Origin of the sequence: Novosphingobium mangrovi (assembly GCF_022818885.1) — a bacterium.
Taxonomy (GTDB): Bacteria; Pseudomonadota; Alphaproteobacteria; order Sphingomonadales; family Sphingomonadaceae; genus Novosphingobium; species Novosphingobium mangrovi.
Genome location: NZ_JALHAT010000003.1, coordinates 136,452 through 158,720 on the forward strand (window position 1 = coordinate 136,452; position 22,269 = coordinate 158,720).

Here is a 22,269-nt window from a genome sequence, read left to right on the forward strand (position 1 = left end):
CGGGAGCCACTTTTTTCGCCATCCTCAATAATCATCCTCCTGGCTGCGCAGGCGTTTTTGCCGTTTGGCCTTTTCAACAAGTTCGGCGACGCGGCGGGCGAGGCTCTCGCTGTCTTCGCCAGCGGCCTGCTTGATGTGGAAGTGGTATTGGGCCGGTGCTACCGCCTGCCGTGGGCGAGGGGCAGACGGGGCGAGCTGGCGCGCGCCTGCGCCGACCATGCCGCCTGCAAGGCTGCGCATGGACTGCTGGGCACGTCCTGCGCCCTGATCGACGCCCATGCCCAGGCCATCGGTGATGTGCCCGCCCATTTCCATCATGAGGCGTGAGGGGCTGTGGATGCCCAGGTAGTCCTTGAAGGCCGTGATGCCGTTCTTGGCCATGGAGATCAGCTTTGCGCCGAGCGCGAGTGGGTTGATGGCTGCGAGCAGGCCCGTCATCATCATTGAGCCGATGTTCTGCATCCATTCGGGCATGCTGGAGAAGTAGCTCTTCACCGTCTCCCAGCCCGATTGCACTCCAGCAACGATGCTATCCCAGTTGGCATAGATCGCGACGCCGAGGGCGACGAAGGCCGCGACGGCAAGGCCAATCAGCAGCGGAATGCCTGCGATCACCCCGGTTATGCCGACCAGAATGGGGGCAAGGGTTGAGGCCGCCGAGACAACCATTCCCAGCCCAACCAGAAGGGGCCCCGCAACGGCGAGGACAAGGCCTATGCCAACCGAGAGCTTCTGCGCCGCAGGAGACAGCGTGCCGAACCAGTCAGCGGCCTCTGTGCCTTTTTCCGCGAGCCACACCATCGCATCAATGAGGCCGGAGTTGGCGAGGGCAATCTGCACGCCTTGGGCGGCATTTCCGAGCTCCTGCATGCTGTCGTTGTAGCGCTGCAATCCCTGAGCATCGGTTTGCGAGAGGACATTGGCACTGGCACCAAGTTCGCGCATCTTCTCGCCGTTGTTCGCTAGGATCGGCATCAATTTCGATCCTTCATCCGCGACGGATTCCATGTAGGTGACCATCTCGGCCTGGCTTACATTCGCCTTGACCAGCGTGTTGTAATACAGCTGTAAGGCGTCGGCGCCGGATAGCCCCTCAAAGGACTTGGCGGTGATGCCCACCTTCTTGCCGACATTTTCGAAGAAGTCGGACATCTCGCCACCTTCGTTGCCGGTGAAGTCGCCGATCTTGTCCTGGGTATCTTTCAGGATGTCGCCGAACTTGTCGTATTCCACGCCGACCGATTGCGCCGCGTAGGCTCCCCGCTGGAATTCTTCGAAGCCCACACCGGCGACGGCAGCGGCATTCTGCATGTCGCGCGACTTCTCCGCGAGGTTGCCGATGGACGCTGCGAGTGCGGTTACAGGAGCTGTCACACCAATAGAGAGCGCCGTTCCGGCTTTGCTCATGCCAGCGCCGACCGTCGTGAAGCCGGTCTGGACGGCGGCCACGCGTTCCATCTTCTTTTTCTGCTGGTCGATCTGGCGGTTCGTGCGCGCGAGCTGTTGCTCCTGCTCGCGGATCTTGCCGTTGGCATCATCGATCGCGGCAACAAGCTCGCGCTCGGCCATGGCGAGGCCGCTTTTCATGGAGCCGGAGGCGAGCTGGGCGCGGACGCGCTCCAGCTCCTTTCCGTTTTCCTTGATCTCGCCATTCAGGGCCTTGATGGCCTTCTTGCCATCGGTGGCCTGGCCGCGCAGTTCCTTGAGCGCGGCGGCACCGCCCTTGCTGGCGCCCACGATGTTCTTGATCGAGCCCGAGAGCTTGTCGACCCCTGCGAACTTCACCAGCAGGTTGAGCTTATTGTCGGCCATGGGGTCACTTCACCCGGTTCATCGTGTTCCAGCGTTCGATCGCGAGGTTGTTCCACAAGGCCAGTTCGGCCAGATCCATGTCCTGCATTTCGGACAAGGGCCAGTGGAAGATCGCGGCGATATTGGCGATCTGTTCCTCGATCAGGCCCCGGACAGGGCCTTGATCGCCTGCTTCATCGCGGGGGGCATAAAAAAACCCTTCACCGCACCGGCCACCTCCATGAGGTCATCCGCGTCCAGGTTCTCCACATCGGCCGCGATCAGGGTGGGGGTGGCAATGCGCGGCAGGAGGACGATCAGCGTGTTCACATCGGTGGTGAACATGTCCTCCACCTTGAGCCCGCGCATTTCGCCGGTGCGCGGCTTGCGCAGGGTGATTTCGGAGATGTTGCCCCCGCCGCGGGTGATCGGTTCGTTGAGAGTGATGGTGACGGTTTCGCGCGCGCGCGCGGCGGCGGGCGGCGTCTGGCTGGCATCGGTCATGGGTCGGGTCCTTGGATGGGCGGGAGGCGGGTTTCCCCTGCGGCGTGCCCGCCAGCGACCGCAGGGGAAGGGGAGAGCCGTGCCCGGGCCGGGAGGGCGCGCGGGCACAGCGGATCAGGGAAGAGCGATCAGGCGCCGATGGCGGCGCGGATCTGCGCGTAGCGGTCCTGGCCGAAGACGCGGAAGATCCCACCGAGGAGATCGATCTCGAACCATTCTTCGCCGTCGACCTCGAGCCGGTAGTAGCTGGCGACCACAGTGTAGGTGTGTTCGGTGTCATCGCCCGGCTTGGCCGTACCGAAGTCGACCTCGGAATAGCGGCCCATGATGGTGGCTTCGGCTGCCAGTACGCGGCCCGAGTTATCGTCCTGGTAGGCGCCCGCGAAGCGGGTGAGGAGCCCGGCATGGTCCGCGACCCCATAGGAGCGCAGGGCATTGCGGGTGAGGCCGCCCAGCTTGAACTCCAGCTCCAGGCGTTCGAGGCCCATGTCGGCCGCGATCGGGCCGAGCATGCCGCCGCCGCGCCAGTCGAGCAGCGTCTGGGTGAGCGTGGGCAGGGTCACTTCTGAGACGATGCCGAGATAGCTGTCGCCGTTGCCGAAGAGGTTCATGTTTTTCAGTTTCGAGGGGAAGCCCATCGGTCAGGTCCTTGGATGATCGGGGAAGGGGAGGCGCTGGCCGATCAGGCGGCGGCCAGATCGGTGGCGAGTTCAGCCGCGAGGTCCGCGTAGTAGCGATCGGTGATGCGCTGGTTCAGCGTGAGGCCTTCGAGCGGGGCGGCCGGGGTGAAGTCGTAATCGATCACCAGCTGGCCGTTGGCGAGGTTCTCAGCCGGGTTGAGGGCATCGTCGAACCACATGCGCCCGCCGATGAGACGCCCTTGCGCGACAAGGCTGCGCAGGCGCGCATTGCCGGTGTCGACCACGTCCTTGATGAGGAAGCGGGTGAGGGGACGGTCTGAGGCCCAGACGAGGCCGCGGGCGATTTCGTCCTGGATCATCTGCGAGGTGCGCACGGCCGGTTCGAACGCGAAAAGCGGTTCGTCCGAGCAGGTGCGGTTGCCCCAGTAGACAAAGCCGCCCGCCGGGCTGCGCACCAGCGTGGTGATCTGCGCATCGTTCAGAAGGGCAACATCGGTGGTGTCGTCCTGGATATCGAAGAAGAGGTTTTCCGAGATCCCGGTGACGCCCTGGACGGCGACGTTGGAGAGCGACTTGTGCCAGCCCGTTTCCTGATCGATCTGGGCGCGCAGGCCCATGGCCCGGGCGACGGCATCGCCCGCAAAGGCATTCGACCAGTTGGGCCAGATCAGCATGAGTTCGCGCGCGGCAAAGTCCTCACGATAGGCGGCGACCTCGGCAATCGTATTGCCGATACCGCGCGCGTAGACCATGGCGCGAAGGCGGCGGGCCACGGTGGCAAGCGCGGTGGTGACGGCCTGCGTATCCAGACCCGGCGCGCCCAGGATGCGGGGGCGATAGCCGGTCTGCGCCTGGGCGGCGAGGAGCGCGTAGAGGCCGGAGTAGAGCCCCGCATCGCCGATGACGGCGGCGTCCTGGTCTTCTTCAGTTTCCGCTTCGGCCACGCGCACCACGATGAGGATCGGGCTGGTCTGGTCGTAGATCGCATCGAGCGCCGTGCGCAGCGTGCCGGTGGTCCCGGCATCGGCCAGAACGGCGCGCAGGTTGGAGACGAGCACGGGCGTGTCGAGCGGGAAGGTTTGCGCGTCGGCATCGTCGGCCGTCGCGATGAGGCCAATGATGCCGCTGGAGAGCGCCGCGATCGCGCGGGTGCCCGTGGTGAGGACGTTGGTCTTGATGCCGTGCATGGCAGGTTCCTTTCGCGCGTTAGCGGGAGAGCGGGATGGTGAGGCGGGTGAGAGTGTTGGCCGGAACGTCGGTGCGGTTGCCGGTGATCGTCACGCTGGCCTGGCCGCTGGCCAATTCGCCATCGAGCGTGACGGCGGTGACCTTGATGCGCGGCTCCCACCGGCCCAGCGCCATGGCGATGGCGACCGAGGCAAGCAGCATCGTGGCGCGGTTGGCGGGCCGATCGAGCAGGTCGAACAGCAGGCAGCCATATTCGCGGCGCATGGGGCGCGAGCCCAGCGGCGTGGTGACGATGTCCGTGATGGACTGGCGCAGGTGGTCTTCGCCCGAGAGCGCCTTGCCATCGCGGCCCATGCCGAGAAGATCCGTCATGCCGGAAGCCCGCTTTGCGCCTGGCCGGTGGCGACCTGGCCGTGGCGGTGACCCTGCAGGCTGACGTTGCCTGCCGTCACATCGCCTTGTGCGGTGATATCTTCGGAGACTTCGAGCGCGCCGGTGATCGCGACAGGGCCGGTGAGCGCAATGCCCCCGTCCGAGATGAGGCGGGTGGTCGCGCCTGCGGGCAGGGTGAAGGCCAGCTCGTGGCTGTCGGGATCATAGGAAAGCACTGCGCCGTCCTTGAAGGTGAGGAGCGGCAGGGCACTGGCGACCGGCGCGGGGTTGGCGTTGCTGACCACACCGCCAAGGACGATCCCGGCGCCGATTTCGCCAGCTGGGCACAGGAGGAGAACCTGTTCGCCCACGCTGGGCGGGCACCAGGCTTTCGTGTCCCCCATGCGCGGGGCAAGCCAACGCAGCGGGGGAGAGATCACGCCTTCATCAAGCTCCACCGTGACCCGCCCACCAGCGGTATCGACGCGGACGATCCGGGCATAGCGCAGCAGCGCGTCGGGATCGGTGGGGGTGTCTTCGGGCGTTCGCATGGCCTTACCATGCGTCGGCCATTTTTCGCGTTCTACACGCCGCACTTGTGGCGCGCGCGCTCACAACGCGCACGGGTGGCGAAGAGGCGTGAGGCAGGCTGATAAGTCCAGCCATGGTTGGATCAATCGCTTCATCCCCCGCTGTCGACCTGTCGGCCCTGCCGTCGCCCGAGATCGTGCCAGCCCCCGATTTCGAGGTGAGGCTGGCGGACAAGATCGCGCGCCTGGTTGCCCGGCACCCGGCGTTCACCGCGCTGGTGGAGAGCGATCCCGCGATCAAGCTGCTGGAGGCAGACAGCTATGACGAGCTTGTCCTGGCTCAGGCCTGCAACGATGCCGCGCGTTCCATGCTGCTGGCTTTCGCGCGCGGTGCCAATCTGGATCAGCTGGGCGCGCTGATGGACGTGCCCCGCCTGACGCTGGCCGCGGCGACGAGCGAGGCCGGGGCGGTGATGGAGAGCGACACCGATTTTCGTCAGCGCATCCAGCTGGCACCGCATCGCTTTTCCGTTGCAGGACCGGGGCTGGCCTATGTGTTCCACGCCCGGGCCGCGCACGGCGATGTTGCCGATGCGACGGCGGTTTCGCCTGCCCCCGGCGACGTCGTGGTGACAGTGCTGGCGCGCAGTGGCAACGGCGTGCCATCGGCAGCGGTCCTGGGCGCTGTAAATATGGCCCTTCAGGACAGCGCCGTGCGCCCGATGACCGACCGCGTCACCGTGCAGGCCGTGCAGCTGGTGGACTTCGCCGTGGAAGCCGAGCTGGACGTTTTTGCCGGGCCCGATCGGGAGCTGATCCTGGACGCCGCGCGGGCATCGCTGAGCGCGCATCTGGCCGAAGTGCGCCGACTGGACCGCGACATCGTCCGCTCAGCCCTGATCGCTGCGCTGCACGTTGGCAATGTCCAGCGTGTGCGCTTGATCAGCCCGCCTGCCGATATCCCGATTTCGGCTGCGCAGATCGGCAATCCCACCCGAACCGCGCTTTCTATCGTGGAGAGCCCGCTGTGAGCCTGCTGCCACCCAACGCGACGGCAGCCGAACGCGCGCTGGAAGAGGCGATGCTTTCGGGCATCGACCTTTCCGCCGTCGGCACGCTGCACGATCCCTGGACATGCCCGGCCGAAGTGTTGCCGTTCCTGGCCTGGTTCGTTGCGATCAGCCACTGGGATACGACCTGGAGCGAGGCGCAGAAGCGCGCGGCTGTGGCGGCCGCGATCCCCTTCCACAAGATCAAGGGCACGCGGGCGGCCGTGGAGCAGGTGCTGGCCCGTTTCGACGAAAAGCTGAGCGTGCGCGAGTGGTGGGAGATCGACCCGCCGCGCCCGGCGCACACCTTCGAAGTGCGTGCCGATGCCCTGGAGATACCGGCGAGCTTCCTCACGCAGGAAGTAGCCGAGGCGATCATTGCCGATGTCGCTGCGGCCAAGCCCCTGCGCGCGCATTTCGACTTCGTCCAGAACCTGGACCTGGCTTCGGGGCTGCATGTTGCAGGCGGCGCGCGCGGCGGAGCCGTTGCCCGTGCCGATTATGCCGCCGCGCTGAATGAGAGCCGTGATTGGCTCTCCCTTCTGCAGACCGAAGACGGCGAACCGATATTCGATGGCGACAGCGCCGACTTTCTGGAGACCCGATGATGGCAGCCCTTGCCCTGCAACTCACCACGGCAGGCCTGGCTGCCGTGCGCGCCGCTTCCGGGACGAGCGAGACCGTGATTTCGCAGCTGGGCTTGTCCTCGGCTCCGTTCGTGTCCGCGCCCACCTTGCTGGCGCTGCCCGGGGAATTCAAGCGCCTGGCCATCGAAGGGGGAACGGCTGCGTCCCAGACCGTGATCCACCTGACGGCCTACGACGAGACGAGCGAGGTGTGGAACGCCACCGGCTTTGGCCTTTACCTGGATGATGGCACCCTGTTTGCGACTTACAGCGCGCAGGAAACCGTGCTGAGCAAGGCCGGTCTTGCCTTCGCCCTGCTTGCCTTCGACATCGCGCTGAGCGCCGAAGTGGTCGACCAGATCGCGTTCGGCGCGGCGACCTTCGTCTGGCCCCCGGCCACACAGGGAACGCGCGGCATCGCCCGGATCGCCACCGACGAGGAAGCCGCGGCGCAGGAAGATGCGCAGACCATCATCACCCCGCGCACGCTGGGCCAGCGTCTGGGCGATCTGGCAAATTCCATATCCCAGACGCTGACCAGCTACGCCTCGCGAAGCCTGCGCGTCACCGGTGGCGGGCTGGTGAGCGGCGGCGGGGACCTTTCGCAGGATCGCCAGCTGAGCGTCAGCGAAGCCAGCGCCGCGCAGGTCACCGAGGGCACCTCCAGCAATACCGTTGTGACACCGCGCCGTCTCGGCCCGATCACCATGCTTCTCCAGCAGAACGGGTTCATCCGCTTCTTCGGTTTCCAGATTGCCTGGGGCCGCTTCACAGCCACGCCTAACGCGGTGACGGCGGTGCAGTTTGCCGAGGCGTTCCCCACGGCCTGCTTTTCCGCCGTGGTGAGCGGCGTGGTCAATTCCAATGGCGGCAGTCAGGACAACCCGCCTGCCACCATCGCTTCCACCATCACCGCAAGTGGCTTCTCGGTCTTCTCGGCCGACGATGAATACGATGTCACTTGCTACATCGCCGTAGGACACTGACCATGGCCCGAATTTCCCAGCTTCCCGTCCTTGTTTCCAATGAGGTCGACGGCACCGAGGCGATCCCGGTGGTCAAGAGCGGCCGGACTGTCCAGGCCACCAGCGAAGCGATCATGGCGCCGCAGGTCGCCAAAGCCGAAGTGCAGGCGAACCGCGCCGAACTGGCCGCCACGCAGGCCGCTGTCGCGCAGAGTGCCTACGATACGATCGAGCAGGGCCTGGCCGCCACGGCTGATGGCGCGGTTTTCAATGTGCGGGGTTCGGGCGATACCTTCGCAACGAGCTATCGCAACGATGGCGGCAGCGCGTCGGCCGCGCTGGGCGCGTTCCCGTCCAAGCAGTACCTGGACGGGATTGCCCCGGGCGTCCTGACGCACCAGATCGCGCTGGACCGCTATGCCGGGGTGCAGGTGGACAATCCGGCGGCTGATAACGCGCAAGGCATCATGGCGGCCGTGACCGAGGCGATGACCATGGGCAAGACGCTGACGCTTGGCCCCCGGTCCTTCCACGTCCCTTCGGGCTGGGCGACCCTGCCGATTGGCAACACGCTGAAGGTGCGGGGCGAAGGTGGCCGGCTTGTCGGGCCAGCCATCGGAACCGAGTTCGCCTTGCTACGGGCTCCCATCGACATTGACGGGGTGAATTTCGACAGCTGGGGCAACCTGTTTCTGGCCGACCAGAATATGGACCTGAGCGAATATGACGTCATCCTGCGCAATGTCCATGCGCGCGAGTGCTACGCCATGGTCTTCAGCACACGCGAGGATTTCCGCATTCGTCGGCTGATCCTGGAGAACTTCTCCAACGTCTCCGAGCTCAATGCGAACGGAGTGGGGCAGGGGCAGGGGGTACGCTGGCAGGCGGCGAACTTCGAGAGCATTCTGGCGCGCGGCTTCCTGATCCGCGGCAAGAACTATCAGGGGCTGCGCCTGGGCGGGTACCCGCACAGCCTCTTTCGCAATGGCGATATTACCGTGGAAGACGGCATCGTCGAGAAGATCATCTCGAACGGCCAGTCGAACGGCGTGCAGATCTTCGCGAGCCGTCAGTTCTACGCCAACAACCTGGTGATCCGGAATGTCGACTGTGTGAGCGGCAGCAGCTCCAACGTCGAGCCGTTCTACTGTGTGGGCGAGAAGGGGCAGATCGGCTCCATCTTCATCGACAATGGGGGCAATGACCAGGGCGCTCTGGCGATCAAGGCTGGCGAAGTGACTTCGCACGGGCCCATCGAGATCTTCACGCGCCTGCACCCGCGCATGACTTCGGCCGTGCGCATCGACGGCGACAACGTCGAGTTGGATGGCCTGCGGATAACCTGGAGCTGGGAGGCGCTGGCGAAAACGGCGGGGACCGGCGCGGCCTACACAGCGTCGAGCAAGTACCAGGACGTGGATTATAACCGCGCCAACCCGCTGTTCTTCGTGCCGCACACCGTCAACACCAGCACTGCGCCGACGCTGGACGTGAACGGGATCGGCGCGCTGCCCATGGTGGCCGAGAACAACAACGGTCCGGTCGAGATCGGGCAGCTGCGCCCCGGTGCCGTCTATCGGGCGATCAAGGATCCCAACAACGCGCGCTTCTGGGTTCGTGCGATCAACTACGAGGCCAACGTGCTGCCGGTGGAGGTCGAGGACAACCACATCAGCCTTCCCGATGAAACGCTGGTAAACGGGCGGGTCTACTGGTTCCTGCCACGCACGACGATGGGGGCGGGAGGCACCATGTCTGTTGGCGGTGGGGCTGCGCGCAACATCCGCACGAACACCGGCGGGACTCTATCCAACATCGGCGGCGGTTCGGTGAGCAACGGCTTTCCCAAGGCTGTCTACTACAGCGCGGCCGATGACTGTTTCATCCTTCTGCAAGGCAGCGGCAAGCTGGCACAGCCCGGGCGCTTCGTGCCGTGCCCTGTCGCGTCGGGGGACCGCTACGATTTCGAGCACCCATACCCGGCTGACTATGCTGATGCAGCCTTCGTGCTGTTCCCGGAAAACAACACGACGACGGATGTGCGGATCAATCTGGACGGAACCGAGCGCGGCGTGCTGCGCGCGAACGGCCTGGCCATGACTGCAGGGTATCTGGCGGGTGGTGCCATCTACCGGCTCGACCGGAGCGGAGAAGATTGGCTGGCGACCCGGGTTGGCGGCACCTCTTACGGCATAGATTGTGTGGGCGGGCGTGGGGGGCGCATGATCGTGCGCAACACCCGCTTCGTGAACACGCAGTATCAGTACGGCATCGAGGTCGATTTCGAGGGCTATGCCGAGATCGACGGTGTCTATGGCGAGGGCAAGTTCGCCTTCAACCGGGTGGTGACGTTCAACGCCCCGAACAGTTCGGCCCTGACAACCCGGGCCGTCGTCAAGAACATGGAGATCGAACACTTCTACGGCGATGGCGGCACACTGATCCGTTGGGCCGCAGGCATCGGCAGCATGGAAGTGCGCAACGTGGCGCCGGTGCGTGTGCGCGGACAGCTGGGCACTGCGCAGGGATCCGTCATCGGCAGTATAGCTTCCGGGCCGAACACGGCGGGGGCGCTCAAGGTGCGCAATGTGCGTGCAGCCGCGAACTACCAGAGCCTGTTCACCTATGCCGAGAGCTTCACTTCGATCGACAGCGATCATGTCACATTGGCCAACGTCAACCCGCCCCCGATCGCGGCAGGGGCCTCCGTGGTGCTGGGATCGACGGTCGCGGTCACCGGCCTGAAAGTGGGTGATCTGGTGAAGGTCCACCCGGTCGATAGCGACCTCAGCGATGTGACCTACAGCGGCAAGTGCCTGAGCGATGGCCTGGCGACGATCATCTGCCGGGGCGGGGCGGCAGGCGGCAACCCGCCTTCCGGCCAGATCGCCATTTCCTACGAGCGGAGAGTGTGATGATGTATGCCATTGGCAAGCGGGGGCAGGCCCCGCGCATCTGGGCATGCGAATTGCCCACAGGCGGCGAGCCCTGGTTCGAGACGAGCGAGGACGACGACCTCCAGGACCGCGTGATCGAGGCCGATGCCATCGACGACAGCCTTGTGATCTCCCGTGACGAACCCTGGGCGCTGGAGGTTTCGCTTCCCCTGCTGCGTGCGCGGCGCTGGGAGAAGGCCAAGGCGATCCGGGATGCCCGCATCAATGGCGGCTGCCAAACGCCGCTTGGTGTGGTGGACACCGATCCGCAGAGCCGCCTCAATATCGCCGGTGCCGTTTCGGGCGCGTTGCTCGCCCAGCAGGCCGGTGCGGATTTTGCGGAGGTGTGGACGCTGCGCGACAACAGCACGGTCACGATCGACGCAGCCGCCATGATCGCGCTGGGCCAGTCTGTCCTCGCCCATGTCAGCGCCTGCCACGCGGCGGGCAGCGCCATCCGTACCGCGCTGGAGAGGGCGGGCAATGTCGAAGAGCTGGATGCGGTTGATCTGACTTCTGCCTATCCCCCGGAGATTCTCATATGACACTCGACGACATCCCGGTCGGTGCGAAGCACCTGATCGATGCCTTTTCCCTTACCGCGCTGCTGGGGACGCTTGTGAACATCCTGCCGCATATCGCGACCGGTCTCACTGTCATCTGGTCCATCATCCGCATCTATGAGACGGATACGGTACAGCAGCTGCTCGGCCGGGTCGCAGAGGAAGAACGTGATGTCTGAGGGCAAGCGCAAGCTCATTGCCCTGGTCGGTGGCGGCGCGGCGGCGGTGCTGATGCCTCTGGTCGCGAGTTGGGAAGGCAAGAGCAACGATCCCTATCGCGATATCGTGGGCATCCCCACGGTTTGCTATGGCGAAACGCGGGTAGAGATGCGTCGCTATACCGATGCCGAGTGCGAGGAACTCCTGGCGAACGCCTTGGCCGATTATGCCGCGCCAGTCCTGAAACGAAATCCCGAGCTCAAGGGGCACGATGCCCAGATCGCTGCAGCGACAAGCCTTGCCTACAACATCGGACCGGCTGCCTATGCCGGATCGACCGTCGCGCGGCGTTTCAGCGCCGGGAACTGGGCAGGTGCCTGTGATGCTTTCCTGATGTGGAAGATGGCGGGGGGCCGGATCGTTCAAGGCTTGCTCAATCGGCGCAAGGCGGAACGTCAGCTCTGTTTGAGGGGGCTTTCGTGATCGTGTCGCGGCCCTGGCTGGTTGCAGCCGCGTGCGGCGCTGGCGTGGCACTCTATGCCTGGCATGAGCACAGCCGTGCGGAACAGTGGCAAGCGCGTGCAGGGCTCGAGGCAGCGAGCCATCGCCAGACCAAGGAAAACTACCGCGCGGCGCAGGATGAAGCCGCGCGCCTGGAGGCCGCGCGGCTTGCCCAGGTGAAAGCCCATCAGGAGGAAGTGACCGATGCCGTTGCGAAAGACTACGCTGCCCGCCTTGCTGATCTGCGCGCTCGCTACCAGCGCCTGCGCGACCAGACCGGAAGCGCCGCTGGCGGTGCGGCCGACCGTGTCGCAGTGCCCGCCGTTCCCGACGCCTCCCGGCGAACTGATGAAGCGGCCGACTTACGACTGGCTGGCGCCGCTGGAGCCTGCCTCACGCCGGACGAGCGACTGATCGCGGCCGAGCTGGCGTTGCAGCTGGGCGGGCTGATTGATTGGGTGGAGGGGCAGGGGAGCTGATGATACGAACGCCTTGGCGTACTACAACTCCACCATCGAAGGATGGTGCGACAGGCTGTCATCTGCTGGCGTTTGGCGGTGCCGCTCCTACGCGGACCAAGCGGCCGATCTGGATAGCCCAGATTGAACGAGCATCTCACCCTTGACCTCTCGAAGATCGGGCCCAATTAAGTGTCTGCGGGCGCCGTTACAGAGGCGTACGGTGCCCGCGCTCCGCCTCACCGGATTATCATACGCGCCATCACGAGCGCGGCGAGGGCTGAGAAGATTGCGGCGGCGGCCGCCACCAAACTGGTCAGTAGAGCATTTCGCGATAAACGCTCGGCATACTGCATCCGCAGGCGTTCATCGACTCGCCGTTGCTCGATGGCTTCTTGGTCCTTTTTCCGCAGCCATGCCTTCAGGTAGGGAAGTTCTCGGCGCGGATAGTCACCCTCGACCAATCGCTCGCGGACAGTTTCCACCCCATCCAGCTCGCAGAGCATATCGTAGTGCCACTGAGGATCGTCAGTCACGAACTGCACATATTCGAAATGATGGCCACGTTTGAAAGGTCAGGCTGGGTCGCCTTTGCGCCACTTCCCTCTGCGAAGACGCTGGATAGGAGCATCGCAATGTTTGCACCTGCTCGTGTATATCAAACCATCCCATACCACTTTGTGGCGGACTGGGCTGTGGCGTCCAAAAATGCAGGCAATGCTGGAAATGAGGGGCAACAGGATCACCTTACATGAGAATCATTATCAGTTTAATATTTCACACCAAGTTAAAAGTTTGAAATGCTATTTTCGCACATGCAGCAATACGTCAGGCTGGAAATTGCGACCAATCGACAGAAAACTCTGACAAATAGCGTTCGTTGGGCTTGCTTTGCTTCCCAGAAAGAGAAAAAATGCCAGCAGCTTAAGAGGCTGCTGGCAGTTTAGAGGGCTACGAATGATCAATAGCCCTTTGGGTCGCACCTAGATTGCTGTCACCTAATCGAGATTCGCACAAACGAAATGTGCAGGAGTTTTTCCGTCGCACATAAGTGCACAATTCATCGCATTGCGTAATAAGATTACTTCGAAGCGGCATGAGAAAGTGGGGCCTTGCGACACAGCAGCGGCCCTGACTGCATGGAAAACCTCAGAGGGGAGGCGCGTCTACGGATCGCTTAGTCTCGCGGAAAGTAAAGAACACAGCGACAAATCCTAAACCTCACCTCAAGCAGATCAGTTCCAGTGTGATTGAATGTTTGCGACAGACCGAGTGCCGCGCTAACCTGCGCAGGTGAGACACGCACGAGAACGGGGAAGGCCCCGGCGGCGGAAGCTGCCGGGGCCTTTTCATGGCCGGTCGCACCTGATGTCGTTTCGAAGGCATACGCCGCCCGTCTTACTGATCTGCACGCTCACTACCAACGCCTGTGCGATCAGGCCGGACTCCCCGCTGGCGGTGCGTTCGGTGGTATCACATTGTCGGCCGTTCCCGACGCCTCCCATCGCGTTGATCTAGCGGTCGACCTACGCCTCGCTGGCTTCGCTGCTGGTTGCCTCACGCCCGACGAACGACTGATCGCGGCCGAGCAGGCGCAGCAGCTTGAAGGACTGATTCATCGGATGGAGGGGCAGGGCGGCTGACGACCCCTTGTTGCCGTTGAGCAGTCGATTTTCGCTCTGCAGATGCGGTCCGTCAGCTTCCGCCCAGTTTCGCGACGAGGGTGACATGAGCGCCGAGGATATTGCACCCGCTTTGGCTACAGCACCGGCCATGTCGCCAAGTTGCTACGTCCCGGCAGTCTCGCTCCTGTCCTGCTGGAAGCCTTCGCCGCCGCCAGGCTGTGGCTGAAGCATTTTGTCAACGCGACCCAGAAATATTACATAAATACCAAAAATGCTTCTTGGAATTACGTGTTTACCCCGGCTATTGGGCGATCCATGGGGACATGGTCTAAAATGCGTGAATATTTTGATCGGAGCGAGCAATTGCGCGCGCCGATGGATGACCCGTTCATCCAACTGGATAGGGACGCGCTGACAAGGGAGCTTCGCTTGCGCGAACGTGGCGCCGAGCAGGGCGCCCTTGAGCTTCCTGATTCCTCAATGCAGGCGCCCGACCTGGTCGAGGCAAACGTTGAGGCCCAAGTCCGTGACCATTTCAAGCGGGCGCAGATCGATGCCGCTAACAGCATTCGCACCTATGATTCGCGCCTGAGCGGATTGGCCCTCATCGCCAACCTCAGCTCCATCCGGACCCAAGCGAACATTGCGGTGGGCGAGTTCAAGACCGAGGTCGTTAATCGCCGTGGGAAGCTGACGCCGAGCCGGGATGCAATCCGCGACAGCTACGAAGAACTGCGCGATTTCCGCAAGGAGAACGGGCTGCGGCGTCCCGCCCATGAAGTGCCTCCGACTAGCGCTACAATCGGCTCGATGATGATCTTCTGGCTATTGGAGACGATCGCCAATTCCATGTTTCTGCGGCTAGGAGATAGCATGGGCTGGCTAGGCGGTGTGATTGCAGCCGCCGTCGTCGGCGCGATCAACGTGGGCTTCGCCGCCTTCGTGGGGCGGCAGGTCTGGCCCAAGATCAACCACCGCGAGGCGGAAGTGCGGATGCTGGGCTGGATCGGCAGTGCCGTGTGGCTCATCCTGACCGTCGGCTGGAACCTGATGGCTGGGCATTATCGTGATGCGAAGTCGCTCGGTTTAGCCAACCCGGAGACCGCAGCGCTGGGTATGCTCGGCTCTGGGCTGCAGAGTATCTACTCCTACGGCCTCCTTCTGGCTGGTCTCATATTTGCGTTCGGGGCTGCGATTGCCGCCTACAAGATGGATGATCCTTATCCTGGATATGGCCCCGTCTGGCGGCGGCATGCCAAGCGCTGCGAGGACTATGTCGCGGACGTGAAGGCAGCGACAGATGAACTGCTCGACATTCGCGACGACGCTATAGAGGAGGCGACGGATATCCGAATGGAGCTGGGTCGACAGCTGACCCAGCGCCAGCAGATAATGTCGGCACGCGACGCTTTTCGCCGCCGCTATGAGGAATACGCTGAGCAGCTCGAATCCACCGCGAATGCGCTGTTGCAAGAATATCGGGCGGCGAACCGGGCGATCCGTTCAACGCCGGCTCCCGCCCGCTTCGATCAACCCTGGAAGCTATCGTACGAGCCGCTGCCGATCGCTCCGGGAGAGGATATCCCTCGTTCTGCGATTGATGCCGCCGAGCAAGACCTCGAGGCGACCGTGTCCCAGATCTCAACTGCCTTTGACGATGCGATTGAGAGTTTTGAGCCGCTAGACGAACTGAAGAGAAGGATCGCCGATGGCTAGGGATCGTACTCGCGCTCGTGTGCGCGACCGTCGTGGTTCGGCGGCCGCACAGCGGGCTTCGTCAGAAAACCGCAAGGCGACATTCAAGATCGTCCTCGTCGTTGCAGTAGTGCTCCTGGTCGGTGGAATCTATTTCTGGGCGGCGTCGTCGCGTCGGGCACTTGACGATCAGCTATGTCCGACGACGCCGGACAGCATCACCGTGCTGTTAGTCGATGTCACCGATCCGATGAATATGGCGCAGCGTCAGGATTTCGAGAACCAGCTCACCAAGCTGAAGAACTCGATACCGCGCTATGGAAAACTGATCGTCGCCAAGGTCGACGCGACAGCGGACAGGTTGCTCACTCCGGTGATTACGCGATGTAATCCTGGCACGGCGGATGACGTTAGTTCGGCAACCGGTGATCCTTCATCGGTCCAGAAACAATGGGACCAGGGCTTCGACGCCCCTCTAACCGCAGCCTTCAAGGGGCTCAATGGCGCGACAGGCGCGGACCAGTCCCCGATCTTGGAGAGCATCCAGTCGGTGGCGCTGACCGAACTCCAGAAGCCGGGGCAGGAGAAGCTGCCGAAGCGTCTGGTCGTGGCCTCCGACCTTCTCCAGAATACGGCCGACGTGAGCTTCTATCGCGGGCTTCCTGAACCCAAGGATTTCACCGATGGTGTCGTTTTCAGACGCATTCGGACCGATCTCCGCGGCGTCGAAGTGGAACTCTGGATGCTGGAGCGGTCGGATGCAAACACGACGCAGCCGCGTTCGCTGGCTGATCTTTGGGAGCGCATTATCGGTGCAGAGGGCGGTGATGTGCGGCGTATCTATAACGTGAGCGGGTGACGATGAGCGAGGGGACGGAATTTCAGCGTGATGTGCTTGAGGATCGGAGCTGGATTGATCGGTGGGGGTTCCTGCTGTTCGCCTTCGGCGGAGGTGCCGCAATCCTTGTCGCCAAGTCGGTCGGGCTCACAGCCATTCCAGTGGCCGTGTTCGCTGCTACGGCGATGGTGGCGTACGCGTCTATCGTGCAAGCGTCGGGGACCGGGAAGCTGCGTGCAGATCAGGCTGGGGACAACTGCTACTACCTTGGACTGATCTACACGCTAATCAGCCTAGCCTATGCCATCTTCTTTTTCGACCCAGCCACGACGGCCACCACTGTCGTTCAAGGTTTCGGGATCGCGCTCGCCACAACGATCATGGGTCTGGTGCTTCGGGTCTTCTTCAATCAGACTCGGGTTGATCTCGTGCAGACCGAAGACACTGCGCGCATCGAGCTTGCCGACGCGGCGGGTCGGTTGAAGGCCGAGCTCCAGGCGATCACAGTCAGCATGAGCGATTACGGTCGGGAAACCCGGCAAGCGCTAGAGGAACTGCGTGGCCAAGTGGTTGAAGCGCTTGGCGCCGTGCAGGGGGATGCGGGTAAGTCGATGAGCGAAACCGCTGCGACGGCGAGCGAGGCGATCAGATCCGTTGCGAAGTCCGCGACGGATGCGCTGTCGACAATGTCCACCGCGGCGACGGCGACCGTCACGCAGCAGGCGAATGAGGCTGTGACACGGTCACGTCGTCTTTCTACGGCCACCGATAAGGTCGTTACCGGAATTGAGAAACACTCCGAGGCAATGTTGGGAATCGAGCGATCGACCACGGCTATCGGGGAGAGCTTGATCACCTTGGAAAATGCCGCGGTAAGTACGCAGAAGAATCTGGGTGAACTGTCTGCTCGCGCAGAGGAGCTAGCTGGCACCCAGACGTCCTTGGTCCATGCCGGAGGCGATCTCCGACAGGCTGTCGCGGACATGGCCGCGCAGGTAAAAAGTTTTGACGAGACGGCGTCTCGCTTCGACACTAACGTCAACGTACGCTTGGAGGAGGTGAAAGGGGTGCCTGCGAACACCGCCAAGCGGACCGCGGAAGCATTCGCGAAGGCGGCTGAGGCGATGGAGGAGCAGTTCGTCACCATCGCACGCGCACAGGAGAAGTTCATCGAGGACCTCTCACGGCGCGCAGAGGCGAGTGCTGCGATGCTCGACCGGCACAACGCCGCGTTGGAGCAGGATCTAGGTCGCTCCCGTGAGAACGTCGGCAAGGTCCATACTGCACTTGTCGAGATGACGGGTTCGCTCGTCAACCGTGTTCAGGCCACCGACGCGTGAGCGATTCGCAGCTCGATCTGCGACAGGACAAGTCCTATCGCCGGGGGCTGGTCCTTGGCCTCACCATGGCGGAGATCATGATCCTTCTGCTCTTCGTCCTGCTCATGGCGTTGGCCGCCGCGCTCCAGAATCGCGACCAGCGTATTCAGGTGCTGGATAACGGCGGAGCGTCCCGGCTCGTGGAAGAGCTCCAGCGCGCATACCCGCAGGCGAAGGATTCCAAAGAATACTTCAAGGAGCTGAAGCGTGCGATCGAGGCTCGCCGTCAGATCGAGGCAACTGGTGTCGAGAACGGGACCGAGAGCCTGATGGCCGATGCCGAGGTTGGACGGCATGTACGCGAGGCTGCCGCTTCCAGCGGGGTGAAGGATCCCGAGAAGTTCGTGAAGGAGATCGTCGCTGCTTCGTCTAAGGGTCGGAAAGGGCAGTGGCCTCCGTTTTTCAGCCTGAGCGAGGCAGGTGGCTACTTCTTTGACAGCGGAAAGGCGACCCTACGTCCGGAATTTGACAGGAACCTGCGAGGGGAGGTCATCCCTATGTTGGCCAAGAGCGTGGCCGACTACGATGTCGATGTAGTCGAAGTTATCGGTCATACCGATGAGGTGCCGATGTCTGGGAACAGCAATCTGGACTCGTCGCTCATCGCTGCTTCTGTCGGGCGCTTTCCGATCTCCGGCCTGCGTTCCACAGACAACGCGGGTTTAGCCATGGCGCGTGCCGTCGCCGTGGTCCATGTGCTGCGGTCTGATCCGCGCCTCCGGAACGTGTCGATCCTGCCGCTCTCGGGGGCACAGATGATCGTGCCGGTCGATCAGGTGGCTGACGGTTCTGCACGAGGTGACGATCAGCGCCGGCGGCGCATCGAGATCAGGATGCGACGTTCGACGCAACAAGCCTCACCGTCGATTCGCCGCTGATGGACCAGCTCGATCAGAACCTCACCGCGTTGAAGGCAGCGGTCGCAGCCAAAAAACGACGGGCTGAAAGTGTCGGTGTGCACTTTTCGCAACCAGAACCGGTTTCGAATGAAACTGTTGTGCCCGCGCCAACTGCATCAACGGGCGAACCGCAGCGTGGATGGTTCGCGCGCCTCTTTGGAGGTTGACCGGTGGGGCGCCGTAGAGGCCATCGGCATCACGAACGCCGGTCGGAAGGCAGGCGGCTTGAGCCTGGACGGATCGGACCGGTCGAAAGGATACTGCTGGTGACGGTCTCTTTGTTTTTTGTCGCGGTGTTCGCTGTGACGTACAGCTACACTGACCTCATACGCCCCAAGTCCGTCGAACGGCAGGTTGATCAGGCCGAATGGAAAATCTTAGCCGATCGGGCGACACAGATGGGATCAAGCGCTGCCACTTCTCCACAAGTGCGCCAGTCGGCGGGACACGATGCGGAATCCTCGTCGGGCAAGTTCTCCATCTGCCACACCGGTGGAGGGGTGAATTGTGTCGTCGATGGTGACACGGCATGGATTGCTGGCGTCAAGGTTCGCATTGCCGACATTGACGCGCCCGAAACCCATCCGCCTCGTTGCGATGAGGAGGCTCGGTTGGGCTTAAGGGCCACCGAGCGGTTGGCCGAGTTGATGAACATGGGGCCCTTCGATTTGGTCGTGACCGGTCGGGCAGAGGACAGGTACGGACGACAGCTGCGGGTATTGATGAGGGACGGCAGCTCTTTAGGAAGGCAACTCATCAAAGAGGGTCTGGCTCGTCGATGGGATGGCGCCCGCCGACCTTGGTGCTGAATGGGGTGTGGTTACGCGTCAATAGAGCTAAGATCTAGGCGGCCGATGAATGATCGCTTATGGTGATCCCACCCATTCGACACATCGTTCTCGAACGTCGGCTTCGTTCCGGCAATTACATACGGTATATCGTCGAACTCCGGGCCTATGTAGATGTCATCAGATCAGTCCCTTCGCTCGCAGAGACACATGCCCCTCTCGGCCGATAATTACGTGGTCTTGGACTGTGATGCCCATCAAACGACCAGCCTCAGCAATGCTGTGAGTAAGGTCGACATCTTCCCTGCTTGGTTCGGGATTTCCACTGGGATGGTTGTGGACCAAGATCAAACCAGAAGCGCCACAATCTAGAGCGTGGTGTATCACCTCTCTCGGATGCACCGAAGCCTCGCTGATCGTCCCCTCGCTAATGTGCTCATCTCGGACCAGCTTATTCCGCTTGTCCAGATACAGAACGCGAACGCGTTCCCTGGTAAGGTGCGCCATGTCGATCGACAGATAATCGATCAGAACATGCCAACTGCTGATGATAGGTTGGTCACGGAGTTGGGCTCGCGCCATTCGCTTTGCTGCTACTGCACCGATCTTGATGACGCCAGCGCTTGCCGGGCCGATGCCTGGTACGCCCAACAGCGCTGTTGTGTCGGCATTCAGCACGGCGGGCAGGGAACCAAACCGCTTAATGAGGGCCTTGGCTAAAGGCTTTGTGTCTCCACGCCTTCGGGCCCCGAAAAGCATGAATTCCAGGACCTCGTAATCAGCTAGTGAATCAGCGTCTCCATCAAGCAGGCGTTCGCGTAGTCGAGAGCGGTGACCTATCCCGTGAAACTCTGGGTTTGGCTCTCGATACGGCCTTAGTGTTCGAGATCTTGGATGGTCCAGTGCCTCGTGATCGAGGGTTTGATGAGCCATTCGGTTTTCGCGTAGGACTGTTGCTTTGCTGCCCAGTAGCTTCGACCAGAAGCTCTTGGGGGGCTCGACTTCGATGGGCTCTTCGACAGGAGCCTTAGTGGGACGCAGTGGACGGATGGCGTCGTTGAGCTGTTGGCAGATCTGGATGGCGACGCGGTCTTGGCCAAAGGCAAACAAGCTCTGCCCGCCCAAGATGCCCTTGCTTGAGCGCTCAGCAAGTTCAAGAATCTCAGGTCCGGGGTGCTGCATGCGAATTTCACCATGATCGCCGAGCGAGCCAAGACATATCCAGCTAGCGAGTTTCTCACTGTCGATCACCCCGAGAGCTCCGAGCACCGATAGGAGAGATGGAAGCTCGAAATCTCCTTCTTTTTCGGCTGCGTGTGGAGGAATGGTGATCTCAAAATGCAACAGAGGCAGGGCCAGTCCAATAGATGACAAGGCCCCCATGAATTGGGTGCGCATTTTCGCTGCGGCTCCTGAATCTAGTCCGATAAAGGAGATGCAGGGGCGTCCCGAAATTACTTTGCAGTTGATCGCGAGCAGCGAGGGCTCTGGTTCAAATGCTGCCGAAAAAGCCGTAGCCATCAATTAGAAGCCGCCAAATTAGTCAATGGGCATGAAGGGCCCGAGTTTGGCAGAATTAGTTGTAAGAGTAGCGCTCATTAACGAAATATAATCTTCGAATTGCCGTAGATTGATCTGCTCTGTGTCATCGCCAAGGTCGCGCGAGACCCAGGCTAATCAGGTACTTGCCAGCATCGTGGCCATTTACGGAAAGCTTTGCGAGCGTACGTCCATAGCGATCCTTTGCCCGCCGATTGATTTTGACCGTGCCAGTCGTAAGGAAAGTTTGCAGGGCATTCCTCGACTGGGTGCCGAGAGCGTAGTCACACCAGGAAGGGTTCCGGGATGTGGCTAGCCGTTTGCGCTGGGCTGATTGGCACCGTGGTGAACCTGCGACTTCGGGGGCGTCGATATCGACTAATCGAACACGCTCACCGTCGCAGAGGCGGACAGTGTCGCCGTCATGGATCGATGCGATACAGGCTATAGCAAGGGCAATTGGCATTTATTATCCGTTTGTTTCTATCAGTTTATTATCTCCCATCGCAGGATAGGGGAAGCTTTGCTCATTCGTGTATTTATGGATCTAGGATCAAGACTCATTGGTTGTCTAAATGGGTTGTGTTTCGGGCTGGAGATGAGTGAACTACACGTCCTAGGGCGAGCCAGGTGGCGACGTAGCGCGGGCCGGGAGCGAAGGTCCGCTTACCTCGCATGGCCACTCTAAAGGCGACGGTCCGGAAGGTCCCAATCGTTTCTTCTTGAGAGGATCCTGACGCAGTCGTGCTCGTTGTCGCTCAAGGATCCAGCAGGTTCATCGCCGCTTCGTTGATCAGCTCCAGGTCGTCCGGGCCGAAGCCGAGCAGTCGGCGTCGGGGATAGCGCGCGCGGACGGATTTGCCGTCCAGGGTACGGCCTACGAAATCCGTCTGGCCGTAGTGGTGCGCGCGGGCGGTTTGCCCGACGTTTCCGATGAAACCGACCGAGACGCCGTCCTCGCTGGCCATCACCTTGAAAGACTTGGCGAGGCGCAGCTTGCGGAACATGCGCTGCGCGCGAATGCGGCGGCCGCCATCGGCCATGCGGGGCTTGCGCGGCTGCATGGGGGAGCCATCGGGTTCCACGTTGCGGGCGATGCGCTGGGCGTTGAGCTTGCGGATTTCCTGCCCGAGCTTGCGCGAGGCCTTGCGGCGCTCTGCCGGGTTCATGCGTTCGCGGTAGGCTTCGAGGAATTGCTCGAGCTCGGCAAATTCGACGGCCAC

General features: G+C 62.3%; 25 protein-coding genes. 13 read left to right on the top strand and 12 right to left on the bottom strand.

Annotation, left to right across the window (positions count from 1 at the left end; genetic code table 11):
• Positions 1 to 24: 24 nt before the first annotated feature.
• The 7 genes from MTR65_RS02920 to MTR65_RS02950 all read right to left on the bottom strand — a co-directional run bounded on the left by MTR65_RS02920 (position 25) and on the right by MTR65_RS02950 (position 5,047).
• On the bottom strand, positions 25 to 1,812 hold the full coding sequence (locus tag MTR65_RS02920) for a hypothetical protein (protein ID WP_243796872.1): 1,788 nt from the start codon (positions 1,810 to 1,812) through the stop codon (positions 25 to 27).
• 4 nt (positions 1,813 to 1,816) lie between these two features.
• Entirely contained in the window at positions 1,817 to 1,957 is a 141-nt protein-coding gene (locus MTR65_RS20130) for a GpE family phage tail protein (protein ID WP_268739227.1), read from the bottom strand.
• Positions 1,954 to 2,295 (bottom strand): phage tail assembly protein, encoded by a 342-nt coding sequence (locus tag MTR65_RS02930; RefSeq protein ID WP_243796873.1) that lies wholly within the window; start codon positions 2,293 to 2,295, stop codon positions 1,954 to 1,956. Before MTR65_RS02930 ends, MTR65_RS20130 begins: the two co-directional genes overlap by 4 nt.
• A gap of 128 nt (positions 2,296 to 2,423) precedes the next feature.
• A complete protein-coding gene (locus tag MTR65_RS02935) occupies positions 2,424 to 2,933 on the bottom strand; it encodes a phage major tail tube protein (protein WP_243796874.1) in 510 nt (169 codons plus the stop codon).
• A gap of 44 nt (positions 2,934 to 2,977) precedes the next feature.
• Entirely contained in the window at positions 2,978 to 4,123 is a 1,146-nt protein-coding gene (locus MTR65_RS02940; RefSeq protein WP_243796875.1) for a phage tail sheath subtilisin-like domain-containing protein, read from the bottom strand.
• A gap of 19 nt (positions 4,124 to 4,142) precedes the next feature.
• Positions 4,143 to 4,496 (bottom strand): GPW/gp25 family protein, encoded by a 354-nt coding sequence (locus MTR65_RS02945; protein ID WP_243796876.1) that lies wholly within the window; start codon positions 4,494 to 4,496, stop codon positions 4,143 to 4,145.
• Positions 4,493 to 5,047, bottom strand: a complete 555-nt coding sequence (locus MTR65_RS02950) for a phage baseplate assembly protein V (protein WP_243796877.1) — start codon at positions 5,045 to 5,047, stop codon at positions 4,493 to 4,495. Before MTR65_RS02950 ends, MTR65_RS02945 begins: the two co-directional genes overlap by 4 nt.
• 113 nt (positions 5,048 to 5,160) lie before the next feature.
• On the opposite strand from MTR65_RS02950, the gene MTR65_RS02955 reads away from it, so the two are divergent.
• The 8 genes from MTR65_RS02955 to MTR65_RS02990 are packed head-to-tail and all read left to right on the top strand — an operon-like array spanning position 5,161 to position 12,304.
• Positions 5,161 to 6,057: a baseplate assembly protein gene (locus tag MTR65_RS02955; protein ID WP_243796878.1), complete on the top strand. Its 897-nt coding sequence runs from the start codon at positions 5,161 to 5,163 to the stop codon at positions 6,055 to 6,057.
• Positions 6,054 to 6,683 (top strand): phage tail protein I, encoded by a 630-nt coding sequence (locus MTR65_RS02960; protein ID WP_243796879.1) that lies wholly within the window; start codon positions 6,054 to 6,056, stop codon positions 6,681 to 6,683. Before MTR65_RS02955 ends, MTR65_RS02960 begins: the two co-directional genes overlap by 4 nt.
• Positions 6,680 to 7,687: a gp53-like domain-containing protein gene (locus tag MTR65_RS02965; protein ID WP_243796880.1), complete on the top strand. Its 1,008-nt coding sequence runs from the start codon at positions 6,680 to 6,682 to the stop codon at positions 7,685 to 7,687. Before MTR65_RS02960 ends, MTR65_RS02965 begins: the two co-directional genes overlap by 4 nt.
• Positions 7,688 to 7,689: 2 nt before the next feature.
• Positions 7,690 to 10,581, top strand: coding sequence for a hypothetical protein (locus MTR65_RS02970; RefSeq protein ID WP_243796881.1), 2,892 nt, complete (start codon positions 7,690 to 7,692; stop codon positions 10,579 to 10,581).
• Positions 10,581 to 11,147: a DUF4376 domain-containing protein gene (locus MTR65_RS02975; protein WP_243796882.1), complete on the top strand. Its 567-nt coding sequence runs from the start codon at positions 10,581 to 10,583 to the stop codon at positions 11,145 to 11,147. Before MTR65_RS02970 ends, MTR65_RS02975 begins: the two co-directional genes overlap by 1 nt.
• Positions 11,144 to 11,344: a hypothetical protein gene (locus tag MTR65_RS02980; protein WP_243796884.1), complete on the top strand. Its 201-nt coding sequence runs from the start codon at positions 11,144 to 11,146 to the stop codon at positions 11,342 to 11,344. Before MTR65_RS02975 ends, MTR65_RS02980 begins: the two co-directional genes overlap by 4 nt.
• Entirely contained in the window at positions 11,337 to 11,807 is a 471-nt protein-coding gene (locus MTR65_RS02985) for a lysozyme (protein ID WP_243796887.1), read from the top strand. The genes MTR65_RS02980 and MTR65_RS02985 overlap by 8 nt, the downstream gene beginning before the upstream one ends.
• A gap of 2 nt (positions 11,808 to 11,809) precedes the next feature.
• A complete protein-coding gene (locus MTR65_RS02990; protein ID WP_243796890.1) occupies positions 11,810 to 12,304 on the top strand; it encodes a hypothetical protein in 495 nt (164 codons plus the stop codon).
• A 218-nt stretch (positions 12,305 to 12,522) separates the two neighbouring features.
• Here MTR65_RS02990 and MTR65_RS02995 read toward each other — a convergent pair whose 3' ends face one another.
• Positions 12,523 to 12,819, bottom strand: a complete 297-nt coding sequence (locus MTR65_RS02995) for a hypothetical protein (RefSeq protein ID WP_243796893.1) — start codon at positions 12,817 to 12,819, stop codon at positions 12,523 to 12,525.
• 990 nt (positions 12,820 to 13,809) lie between these two features.
• Positions 13,810 to 14,058, bottom strand: coding sequence for a hypothetical protein (locus MTR65_RS03000; protein ID WP_243796895.1), 249 nt, complete (start codon positions 14,056 to 14,058; stop codon positions 13,810 to 13,812).
• 9 nt (positions 14,059 to 14,067) lie between these two features.
• Here MTR65_RS03000 and MTR65_RS03005 point away from each other — a divergent pair, with 9 nt between their 5' ends.
• From MTR65_RS03005 to MTR65_RS03025, 5 genes are all read left to right on the top strand, one after another.
• Positions 14,068 to 15,624 carry a hypothetical protein gene (locus MTR65_RS03005; protein WP_243796898.1) on the top strand — a complete coding sequence of 519 codons (1,557 nt, stop codon included), beginning with the start codon at positions 14,068 to 14,070 and terminating at the stop codon, positions 15,622 to 15,624.
• Complete coding sequence (locus MTR65_RS03010) at positions 15,617 to 16,462, top strand: hypothetical protein (RefSeq protein ID WP_243796900.1); 846 nt, start codon at positions 15,617 to 15,619, stop codon at positions 16,460 to 16,462. The genes MTR65_RS03005 and MTR65_RS03010 overlap by 8 nt, the downstream gene beginning before the upstream one ends.
• Positions 16,463 to 16,464: 2 nt before the next feature.
• Complete coding sequence (locus MTR65_RS03015; RefSeq protein WP_243796903.1) at positions 16,465 to 17,781, top strand: hypothetical protein; 1,317 nt, start codon at positions 16,465 to 16,467, stop codon at positions 17,779 to 17,781.
• Positions 17,778 to 18,698, top strand: coding sequence for an OmpA family protein (locus MTR65_RS03020; RefSeq protein WP_243796905.1), 921 nt, complete (start codon positions 17,778 to 17,780; stop codon positions 18,696 to 18,698). Before MTR65_RS03015 ends, MTR65_RS03020 begins: the two co-directional genes overlap by 4 nt.
• Before the next feature lie 287 nt (positions 18,699 to 18,985).
• Positions 18,986 to 19,528, top strand: coding sequence for a thermonuclease family protein (locus MTR65_RS03025; protein WP_243796908.1), 543 nt, complete (start codon positions 18,986 to 18,988; stop codon positions 19,526 to 19,528).
• A 159-nt stretch (positions 19,529 to 19,687) separates the two neighbouring features.
• Here MTR65_RS03025 and radC read toward each other — a convergent pair whose 3' ends face one another.
• The 3 genes from radC to MTR65_RS03040 all read right to left on the bottom strand — a co-directional run bounded on the left by radC (position 19,688) and on the right by MTR65_RS03040 (position 22,269).
• Positions 19,688 to 20,905 carry a RadC family protein gene (gene radC / locus MTR65_RS20215; protein ID WP_327194309.1) on the bottom strand — a complete coding sequence of 406 codons (1,218 nt, stop codon included), beginning with the start codon at positions 20,903 to 20,905 and terminating at the stop codon, positions 19,688 to 19,690.
• A 247-nt stretch (positions 20,906 to 21,152) separates the two neighbouring features.
• Positions 21,153 to 21,512 carry a thermonuclease family protein gene (locus MTR65_RS03035; RefSeq protein WP_243796911.1) on the bottom strand — a complete coding sequence of 120 codons (360 nt, stop codon included), beginning with the start codon at positions 21,510 to 21,512 and terminating at the stop codon, positions 21,153 to 21,155.
• Positions 21,513 to 21,804: 292 nt separating this feature from the next.
• A complete protein-coding gene (locus tag MTR65_RS03040) occupies positions 21,805 to 22,269 on the bottom strand; it encodes a phage virion morphogenesis protein (RefSeq protein WP_243796914.1) in 465 nt (154 codons plus the stop codon).

Coding starts and splice junctions, on each gene's coding strand:
- MTR65_RS02920 (WP_243796872.1), bottom strand. CDS start 1,812: ATGGCCGACAATAAGCTCAACCTGCTGGTGAAGTTCGCAGGGGTCGAC.
- MTR65_RS02930 (WP_243796873.1), bottom strand. CDS start 2,295: ATGACCGATGCCAGCCAGACGCCGCCCGCCGCCGCGCGCGCGCGCGAA.
- MTR65_RS02935 (WP_243796874.1), bottom strand. CDS start 2,933: ATGGGCTTCCCCTCGAAACTGAAAAACATGAACCTCTTCGGCAACGGC.
- MTR65_RS02940 (WP_243796875.1), bottom strand. CDS start 4,123: ATGCACGGCATCAAGACCAACGTCCTCACCACGGGCACCCGCGCGATC.
- MTR65_RS02945 (WP_243796876.1), bottom strand. CDS start 4,496: ATGACGGATCTTCTCGGCATGGGCCGCGATGGCAAGGCGCTCTCGGGC.
- MTR65_RS02950 (WP_243796877.1), bottom strand. CDS start 5,047: ATGCGAACGCCCGAAGACACCCCCACCGATCCCGACGCGCTGCTGCGC.
- MTR65_RS02955 (WP_243796878.1), top strand. CDS start 5,161: ATGGTTGGATCAATCGCTTCATCCCCCGCTGTCGACCTGTCGGCCCTG.
- MTR65_RS02965 (WP_243796880.1), top strand. CDS start 6,680: ATGATGGCAGCCCTTGCCCTGCAACTCACCACGGCAGGCCTGGCTGCC.
- MTR65_RS02970 (WP_243796881.1), top strand. CDS start 7,690: ATGGCCCGAATTTCCCAGCTTCCCGTCCTTGTTTCCAATGAGGTCGAC.
- MTR65_RS02975 (WP_243796882.1), top strand. CDS start 10,581: ATGATGTATGCCATTGGCAAGCGGGGGCAGGCCCCGCGCATCTGGGCA.
- MTR65_RS02980 (WP_243796884.1), top strand. CDS start 11,144: ATGACACTCGACGACATCCCGGTCGGTGCGAAGCACCTGATCGATGCC.
- MTR65_RS02985 (WP_243796887.1), top strand. CDS start 11,337: ATGTCTGAGGGCAAGCGCAAGCTCATTGCCCTGGTCGGTGGCGGCGCG.
- MTR65_RS03000 (WP_243796895.1), bottom strand. CDS start 14,058: ATGGCCGGTGCTGTAGCCAAAGCGGGTGCAATATCCTCGGCGCTCATG.
- MTR65_RS03010 (WP_243796900.1), top strand. CDS start 15,617: ATGGCTAGGGATCGTACTCGCGCTCGTGTGCGCGACCGTCGTGGTTCG.
- MTR65_RS03015 (WP_243796903.1), top strand. CDS start 16,465: ATGAGCGAGGGGACGGAATTTCAGCGTGATGTGCTTGAGGATCGGAGC.
- radC (WP_327194309.1), bottom strand. CDS start 20,905: ATGCGCACCCAATTCATGGGGGCCTTGTCATCTATTGGACTGGCCCTG.
- MTR65_RS03035 (WP_243796911.1), bottom strand. CDS start 21,512: ATGCCAATTGCCCTTGCTATAGCCTGTATCGCATCGATCCATGACGGC.